The following is an 8,271-nucleotide window of genomic DNA, read 5'->3' on the forward strand; positions in this document are numbered from 1 at the left end:
ATCTGCGAAATCATGAAAGCCTATGACGTGTCATTTTCATTAGGGGATGGTTTACGTCCTGGTTCTCAAGCTGATGCGAATGATGAAGCCCAGCTGGCGGAATTAAAAACCTTAGGTGAATTAACCACAATTGCCTGGAAACATGATGTGCAAGTCATGATCGAAGGTCCAGGCCATGTACCTATGCATAAGATCAAAGAAAATATGGATCTGCAATTGGAGTGGTGTCATGAAGCACCGTTCTACACCTTGGGTCCATTGGTGACCGATATCGCACCAGGTTATGACCATATTACTTCTGGTATCGGCGCAGCGATGATTGGCTGGTTTGGCACGGCGATGTTGTGTTATGTCACGCCAAAAGAGCATCTCGGTCTGCCAAATAAAGATGACGTCAAAACCGGCATCATTACCTACAAAATTGCAGCCCATGCAGCGGATTTAGGTAAAGGTCACCCGGGTGCACAAATCCGTGATGACGCGATATCAAAAGCCCGTTTTGAATTCCGTTGGGAAGATCAATTTAATCTTGGTTTGGACCCGGATACAGCACGTGAATATCACGATGAGACTTTGCCACAACCTAAAGCAAAAGTGGCTCACTTTTGTTCAATGTGTGGTCCGAAGTTTTGTTCAATGAAAATTTCACATGATGTGAAAGCGGCCTTTGCTGAGAAATCTCAGGAATTCAAGGAAGGCGGCAGCAAAATTTATCGCCAGGTTTGATGAGCCATTATCTCATCATCGGTAGTGGCCTGATCGGACGCCTGACAGCTTGGCGTCTGATTCGGGCAGGCTATCAAGTGACATTGTTATCGAAAGACGACAAAACCGGTAGCGATAGTGCTGGTTTTGTCGCCGCTTCGATGGTTGCACCATTAACTGAAGCGGTGACAGCTGAACCCTTAGTGAAAACGATTGGTATGCGTTCTTATCAGCTATGGCCTAAATGGCTCAGCGAGTTAGAAGCCCCGGTGTTTTATCAGAATGAAGGCACTTTAGTCGTAGCACATCAGGGTGATAAAGCCGAAATGGAACGGTTTGATAGACGGGCCAAACATGTGCTGGCAGACAGTGATTATGTTCAGCTGGATAAAGCGGCACTGAGTTTACGCGAGCCAGAATTAGCTGAACGCTTCGATCAAGCCATGTGGTTTGAAAAAGAATCATGCATTGATAATCGCCAGCTTTATCAGCAATTGACTTCGTTCCTTGAGTTGCATGCTAATTGGGTGATAACAGATGAGATCGGTGAGTTGAATTCGACCGAGATCGAAAAGCTCACACAACGTTATCTGCAGTGTTCAGCAGAAAGCTTTGATGTGGTGTTGGACTGTCGCGGCAATGGCGGTAAAGCAAATTTAGCCGAATTACGTAGTGTGCGAGGCGAAGTGATTCGTGTATCAGCGCCTGAAGTGAACTTCAAACACGCGATACGATTGATGCATCCACGTTATCCGTTTTACTTGGCGCCACGTCCAAATAACGAGTATGTACTGGGTGCCACTGTGATAGAAAGTGATGATCGCTCTCAGCTAACCGTCAGAAGTGGTTTGGAGTTAATGTCGGCCTTGTACAGCTTGCATAAAGGCTTTGCTGAAGCACGCATTCTGGAAATGGCTGCACATTGTCGACCTGGCCTTCCCGATAATCTTCCCACGATAAGACGAACCGACTGGGGTTACGTTATCAATGGTTTTTATCGACATGGCTATTTGTTTGCGCCGGCCGTTATTGATGATTTATGTCATTTGTTAGCAGGGCAGAGTGGGCAAATACAATTTGGAGCGTTGTATGACATCTAATGTAATCGTACAGATTCAATTCAATGGTGAGTTACTGGATATTGATGCAGAACACACCGTGGCACAGTTTGTTGAAGGTCAACAAGTGCAGGGCCGTTTTGTGATTGTTATTAATGATGAACTGCTACCTAAATCTCGTTGGCAGGATGTAGTGATTCATGATGGAGATCGTATTGATATTGTGTCTCCAATAAGTGGAGGTTGAGATGAAAGCATCTGATTGGCAAGTCTATGGACAAACACTCAGTAGCCGATTATTTATTGGCACGGCGTTATATCCCTCACCTAAGGTGATGATCGATGCCATTAAAGCATCTCAGGCGGAAGTCATTACAGTGTCATTACGACGACAAACCTCTGCTGATAAACAAAGTGGGGATCAGTTCTGGCAAATGATTGAGCAGCTCAACTGCCATCTTTTGCCTAATACAGCTGGTTGTTATAGCGTCAAAGAAGCGGTTAATACGGCACATATGGCCAGAGAGTTATTTGATACCGACTGGGTTAAGCTTGAAGTGTTGGGCGATAGCTATAATTTGCAACCGGATCCATTTGCTTTGGTTGAAGCCACTAAAATATTAATCGAAGATGGATTTAAGGTGTTTCCATACTGCACAGATGATCTGGTGTTATGTCAGAAACTGGCAGAGTTGGGGTGTGAAGTATTAATGCCTTGGGGAGCACCCATTGGTACCGGTCAGGGATTACTCAATCCTTATGCCTTAAAGACATTACGTGAACGTTTGCCAGAAATGACTTTATTAGTTGATGCGGGCATTGGTAAACCTTCTGACGCGGTTCAAGCTCTGGAGCTAGGCTACGATGGCATTCTGTTAAATACAGCGATTGCAGAAGCGCTTGAGCCAGAGACAATGGCTCATGCCTTTGCTGATGCCATCAATGCCGGTCGTTTGGCTTATGAAGCCGGTGTTATGCCTAAACGCGACAATGCCAAACCTAGCACACCCACCTTAGATCAGCCCATTTGGCAACAACATGCCTAAGTATCGGCCGGCAAATAAGGTGATGCCAGCAATACAGCGTGCTTATTTCAAAGCGCGCTCTAAAGAATTATTGACATGAGGTAATACGTGGACGCCACACAGAATCAAAAACCGGCTGTTTTACTGATTGGAGGATTGGATCCCCAAGGTTGTGCTGGCATGTCGGCAGATATCATGACGGTTCAGAATCATGGTTGTCATCCACTCTCTTTAATTACTGGCTTAACAGAGCAAAGTGCAGAAGGATTAACAGAGTTTGGCCTAGTCAGTCCTGCTAAAGTGAAGGCACAGTTTGAAAATTGTCAGGCAGACTTTGATATTAAAGCGATAAAGATAGGTCTGATTCCACATATTGCGATGGCAGAATGTGTCAAAGATATTCTGAATAAATTTAACGGTCCGGTTATTTTTGATCCCGTACTTGGGAGTACCAGTGGTGGCATGACTGTACCGGAGGATGTCAAAAATTACATCTATAAAGAGATTTTGCCTCTGGTGACGGTGGTGACCCCCAACTTACCTGAGCTCTATGCGCTCACAAAGCCTGATATCACTGTGGAGACGGGGGCACAACTACTGCGTCAACAAGGTGTTGGTGTCTGTTTAGTTAAAGGTGGGCATAGCGACAATGCTTTGGCCATAGATTTCGTTTCTTCTACATTAGCTGATTTTTATCTCTATAACGAAAAAACAACTGTTCAGGTAAGAGGAACAGGATGCGTTTTAGCATCATCACTGGCTTCACATTTGGCATCAGGACAAGATATACGAGATGCTATGGTATTAGCTAAAGCCTATGTCACACGTGGCATAAGGCTTTCACACAAGGCGGGGCCATATCAGCTTATTCATCATAGCCAGCAAGATATCGCGTTAGTTGATTTTCCCAAATTGTGTTATCAGCCTGAGTTGATTGGTCAAACATTGGAATTTCCAACTTGTCCTGAACTTGGTATTTATCCGGTCGTGGAGAGTGCTGATTGGGTTAAAAAGCTGGTTGATGAAGGTATCAAAACGATACAGTTAAGAGTGAAAGAGGCTGATCAAGACTTAATACAGCAGCATCTGCACTCAGCCATGAGTACGGTAGCAAACAAACCTGTACATTTTTTCGTCAACGATCATTGGGAAATGGCGATTGAAGCTGGCGCTTATGGTGTTCACCTTGGTCAGGAAGACCTGCATGATGCGAATATAAAGCAGATATCAGAGGCTGGTTTGAGATTAGGTGTCTCTACCCATTCATATTGGGAGCTTGCCAGAGCGCTGGCGGTGAATCCAAGTTATATTGCTTTAGGTCCCATCTATGAAACGACCAGCAAACAAATGCCATTCTCGCCACAGGGTATTGAGCGTCTGCAGCAGTGGGTAGATTTATTGAAAGGGCAATATCCCGTCGTGGCGATAGGTGGTATTAATGTTGAAAGAGCTGAGCAGCTCAGAAAAACTGGGGTAGACTCAGTGGCCATGATTACAGCCATCACAAAAGCAAATGACTATCAACACGTGACCCAGCAATTGTTAGCAATGTGGCAATAATCATCACTTGTCTAGATTGGGGTTAACCTCACCCCATTGTGGCCCTATATTGAGTTTGTGTTGCTGGCTATAACGATAGTCCTGGTACTGAATAGGTTTATCGTTATCTGACTGAGCTTCATTATTATCTGTGAATGAAGGTGCCGCCGGTGCCACATAATTGCTTGCTGTTAGATCTTCATTTTTCAGCGATTTATTTTCATTTGATAACTCTTGTATCTGCCTGATCAGTTCTTGATTAGTCGACTGCTGCTTATTGAGCTGTTGTTGTAATGCCATCACTTCTTTCAGCAATTTGTCTGGTGAACTACCGTCAATATTGGGGTCTGTGGAATCCGTTGTGATGGATGGTAATGTGTCCGCTTCATTATTTTGCTGGTTGGCCATTTCGCTTGAAGCAGTATTCTCGTTCAAAGCGGTCTCATTACCAGGCATGGGATCAATAAGGTTTTCTGTTGGGATGACGTTGCCATTTTCATCCGTTTGTTTTTTTACTACTGTCGGTAAGACCACGCCTTCTTCTTCGTCATCTTCTAGACTGGTATCCACTTCAGGTAAGACAGCGCTTTGTTCATCTGCTGATGAGAGGTTATCCGTATCTTCATTGTCTGAATCCGTGGGAGCATCCAGCAAAATAGGTTCTGCTTCTTCCTCTGTATCTGAAGAATCCATCAGAAAAAATAGGGCTAAGCCTGTGATAAGCAAGAGGGCAGCTACACCGATCCCTATTTTTATTAACAGTGATTTTGATAAGCCAAATAACAATGGCTTATCTTTGCTGTTGGCTTTGGCTGTATCGTTATCTTCAGGATCCACCTCTCGCTCAGGTGTGTCGTCTGATGCGGGAGGTGTCTCTGTTTCTTCTTCAAGAATGTCGTTATTGTCTTCAGCCATGGTATAACTTTACCCTTACTTCAACTCAGTGTTCCTAGTTGATATATCGGCCTGAAAGCTGAATTCTTTTGTTATGTTGGTAAACGATTTTCATCAAGACTTCCATCCACTTCTGGTGCACTCATTTCTGCTGGCGTCAGATCAGTTTCATCTTGCACTAAGGCCACAATAGTCCAACCCATTTCAGGCTGTAATGATTCTGCTGCGGTGAAAAAGCGCAGACGTTTCCGAGGATTGAAGGCAAATAACGGTGTCACACGACGACCATGCTCACGCAAGTAATCAGCGAAACTGAAGTTTTCAGTTAATTTAGTTTGTTTGATTTTGGCACCTTGGGAAATCAGGCTGGCCATTTTGGCATAGGTGATTTCACTGCCAAACAAGACATGAGAGTCATGACTTATTGCTTTTCGTGATTTAACAACACTGCGTTCCTTATCTTTTTCTTTATCTGTTGATAGAAAGTAAACGCGGTTGCTGCCGAATTCTGACTTATAACGCATACAGGCTAAAGCGTTGAGTTCACTTTGTGGTGTCAGTGCGAGTATCTGGCCAAGACCTATCAGATCCAAGTGACGATCGGCATGCTCAGAAACGGCATTACCGTAGTAAGTATCCATGCCTTTCATTCGAGCCTCTTTGACATTACTCCAGCTACCATCAGTAAGACGAGTTCTGAAGCCGTTATCATTGAGTGCCTGTGCCACCACACGCGCGACAGAGTTGGCACCCACAATCAGGAAACCACTATCTTCTGGCTCTGCCACACCGAGACGTTTTGCAATAAATTTAGCTGTGGCACCTTGCACCAGAACTGTACCGATAATGATGGCAAACGATAAGGGTACTAACAGGTCGGCTTTTTCGTAACCGATATCTTGTAAACGCAGAGCAAATAATGCCGTAACGGCTGCAGCTACAATACCACGAGGTCCAATCCAGCTAATCATCGCTTTCTCTTGCCAAGTTAAGTCTGAGCCGATGGAACAGACAAACACTTTGACGGGACGCACAACAAACTGAATAAATAAAAATAAAATAACCGCGCCCAGACCCAATTGAGTGAATGAGTCCAGATTAAGGCGTGCAGCCAGCAGAATAAATAAGCCAGAAATCAGGAAAATACTCAGATCTTCTTTGAAGTCTAAGATATTTTCTACCTGAACATTTTTCATATTGGCTAACCAGATACCCAGCACGGTAACCGTCAGCAAGCCTGATTCTTCAGAGATTTCGTTGGACACAGCAAAGGTACCAAATACCAGTGCCAGTGCTGCCACATTATGCAGATACTCAGGTAATAGATGACGGCGTAATAACAAGCCAAAACTGTAACCAGCGATAGCACCAATGCTGAGTCCGACTACAATCGTTTTGGCAAACATATAGAGAGTATGTCCGACTTCGGCATGCCCCTGAAGCTGGATAGATAAGAGTACTTCAAATACTAAAACGGCCAGAATTGCACCTAATGGATCGATAACAATACCTTCCCAACGTAAAATATTAGAGATTTTGGCATTGGGACGCACAGTCCTGAGCATAGGGACGATAACAGTGGGACCTGTTACGACCATAATGGCACCGAATAAAATAGCCAGAGCCCAGGGGAAATCTAATAAAAGATGGGTCGCGATGGCGATGGCAGACCAGGTGATCATCACACCCAGCGTCAAAATATTGCGGACGACTTTTTGAAGTCCTCGAATTTCTTCAAATTTGAGGGTCAGGCTTCCTTCGAACAGGATGACAGCAACAGCAAGTGAGACAGTAGGGAAGAGCAGGTCACCGAATAATGCCTCGGGATCCAACCAACCTGTCACAGGTCCCAGAACAATACCCGCGATCAGTAACAGGACGATGGCAGGCAGTTTTATCCACCAAGCTAGCCATTGACATACAATGGCGATAATTCCAATGACTGACAGTGCCATGACTGCTTCGTGATTCATTCTCTTCCTTTAGCTCACTGGAGCACGATTAAACGGAATGTAATGGTGACACTAATTGGCTTCGCCGAAAAGCCTTTCACCGGATTAATTCGATTTCAGCGCGACGATTGTAAGCACGCCCTTTAGCGGTTTTATTCGTAGCTGCGGGATCATGATCGACAAACGACCGCATGATAATTTTTTCTGCCGGTATCTCATATTGGCCGACAAAAAAGTCTCGTATGGTTTTTGCTCTTGCCTCTGAAAGTGGGACATTTAAACGTTTGCGACCAAAACTGTCAGTGTGACTGGTGATAGTGATTTGACTGACACTGTCATCCACTTTTACGTACTCTGCTACACGAGTGAGTGCTTGAAGAGAAGCTTTGTCTAAATTGGTCCTTTCCGACTCAAAATAAACAGTCAGTTTTCTGATGTCAGAAAAACTATCTGGGTAGAGGTTGTTTAAGCACTGCTGAAACGCTGGTAATGAGTCACTGAACTTAATAGTGGATAACTTTACAGTGATCTCATCAGCGTATGCTTGAGAACGGTAACGAATGATAGGAAATCGGCCATCCTGCATTTTTACCAGTGCTTGTTGTGCCAGGGGCCCTTCGATTTGGAATTGTCTTTGTCCTGAAGAGGTGGGTATACGCTTTAAAGTGTCAAACTCCTCAGTGTTCTGCCACGGCGCTGCAGACATTTCAAATGACACATGACTATTTTCAGCAGGTTGATTATCGGTATCAAACGTCAGTTGTAATGGTTGTCCATTTCGTCTATAAAAACCGGCTTTGCCAAAACTGGGAATGGTTTGCATTAATGAACACTCAAGCGGTGATTCAATGACTTGCCAATTTGTATCGGTAACGGGGGCCTGAAATTCTTCAGCAAATAAAGGTGACGAGACTAAGAGTGCGGCGATAAAGAGTTTCAACATAATCTTAATAGCTTATTAGAGTGTGGATAGGGTATGGGGCTAGGACATCACGACCATGCAAAAAACCAAGCTCCATGACAAAGGCACAGGCAACCACCTCGCCCCCTAAGTTTTGTATAAGTTCACAGCTGGCTCGTGCCGTACCCCCTGTGGCC

General features: G+C 44.6%; 8 protein-coding genes and 1 pseudogene. 5 read left to right on the forward strand and 4 right to left on the reverse strand.

Annotation, left to right across the window (positions count from 1 at the left end):
* The 5 genes from B4K20_RS06215 to thiE form a co-directional block, all read left to right on the forward strand.
* On the forward strand, positions 1–726 hold a 726-nt coding region (locus tag B4K20_RS06215), incomplete at its 5' end, for a phosphomethylpyrimidine synthase ThiC (protein WP_289282271.1).
* The gene (locus B4K20_RS06220; protein WP_289282272.1) at positions 726–1,805 is read left to right on the forward strand and encodes an FAD-dependent oxidoreductase; all 1,080 of its coding nucleotides are present in this window, start codon (positions 726–728) and stop codon (positions 1,803–1,805) included. The genes B4K20_RS06215 and B4K20_RS06220, both read left to right, overlap by 1 nt.
* Positions 1,795–2,010 (forward strand): sulfur carrier protein ThiS, encoded by a 216-nt coding sequence (gene thiS, locus B4K20_RS06225; protein WP_286304433.1) that lies wholly within the window; start codon positions 1,795–1,797, stop codon positions 2,008–2,010. Before B4K20_RS06220 ends, thiS begins: the two co-directional genes overlap by 11 nt.
* A 1-nt stretch (position 2,011) precedes the next feature.
* Entirely contained in the window at positions 2,012–2,809 is a 798-nt protein-coding gene (locus tag B4K20_RS06230; RefSeq protein ID WP_286304434.1) for a thiazole synthase, read from the forward strand.
* 159 nt (positions 2,810–2,968) lie between these two features.
* Positions 2,969–4,348 carry a thiamine phosphate synthase gene (gene thiE, locus B4K20_RS06235; protein WP_414673355.1) on the forward strand — a complete coding sequence of 460 codons (1,380 nt, stop codon included), beginning with the start codon at positions 2,969–2,971 and terminating at the stop codon, positions 4,346–4,348.
* Positions 4,349–4,351: 3 nt separating this feature from the next.
* Here thiE and B4K20_RS06240 read toward each other — a convergent pair whose 3' ends face one another.
* The 4 genes and pseudogenes from B4K20_RS06240 to B4K20_RS06255 form a co-directional block, all read right to left on the reverse strand.
* Positions 4,352–5,242, reverse strand: a complete 891-nt coding sequence (locus tag B4K20_RS06240) for a hypothetical protein (protein ID WP_289282274.1) — start codon at positions 5,240–5,242, stop codon at positions 4,352–4,354.
* A gap of 71 nt (positions 5,243–5,313) precedes the next feature.
* Positions 5,314–7,194, reverse strand: coding sequence for a cation:proton antiporter (locus tag B4K20_RS06245; RefSeq protein WP_286304437.1), 1,881 nt, complete (start codon positions 7,192–7,194; stop codon positions 5,314–5,316).
* Positions 7,195–7,270: 76 nt separating this feature from the next.
* On the reverse strand, positions 7,271–8,116 hold the full coding sequence (locus tag B4K20_RS06250; protein WP_286304438.1) for a flagellar protein MotY: 846 nt from the start codon (positions 8,114–8,116) through the stop codon (positions 7,271–7,273).
* 4 nt (positions 8,117–8,120) lie between these two features.
* Positions 8,121–8,271: pseudogene (locus B4K20_RS06255) on the reverse strand (adenine phosphoribosyltransferase); the annotation flags it as partial.

The organism is Methylophaga sp. UBA5088 (assembly GCF_002414625.1).
Taxonomy (GTDB): domain Bacteria; phylum Pseudomonadota; class Gammaproteobacteria; order Nitrosococcales; family Methylophagaceae; genus Methylophaga; species Methylophaga marina.

Coding starts and splice junctions, on each gene's coding strand:
- thiS (WP_286304433.1), top strand. CDS start 1,795: ATGACATCTAATGTAATCGTACAGATTCAATTCAATGGTGAGTTACTG.
- B4K20_RS06240 (WP_289282274.1), bottom strand. CDS start 5,242: ATGGCTGAAGACAATAACGACATTCTTGAAGAAGAAACAGAGACACCT.
- B4K20_RS06220 (WP_289282272.1), top strand. CDS start 726: ATGAGCCATTATCTCATCATCGGTAGTGGCCTGATCGGACGCCTGACA.
- B4K20_RS06245 (WP_286304437.1), bottom strand. CDS start 7,194: ATGAATCACGAAGCAGTCATGGCACTGTCAGTCATTGGAATTATCGCC.
- B4K20_RS06250 (WP_286304438.1), bottom strand. CDS start 8,116: ATGTTGAAACTCTTTATCGCCGCACTCTTAGTCTCGTCACCTTTATTT.
- B4K20_RS06230 (WP_286304434.1), top strand. CDS start 2,012: ATGAAAGCATCTGATTGGCAAGTCTATGGACAAACACTCAGTAGCCGA.
- thiE (WP_414673355.1), top strand. CDS start 2,969: ATGTCGGCAGATATCATGACGGTTCAGAATCATGGTTGTCATCCACTC.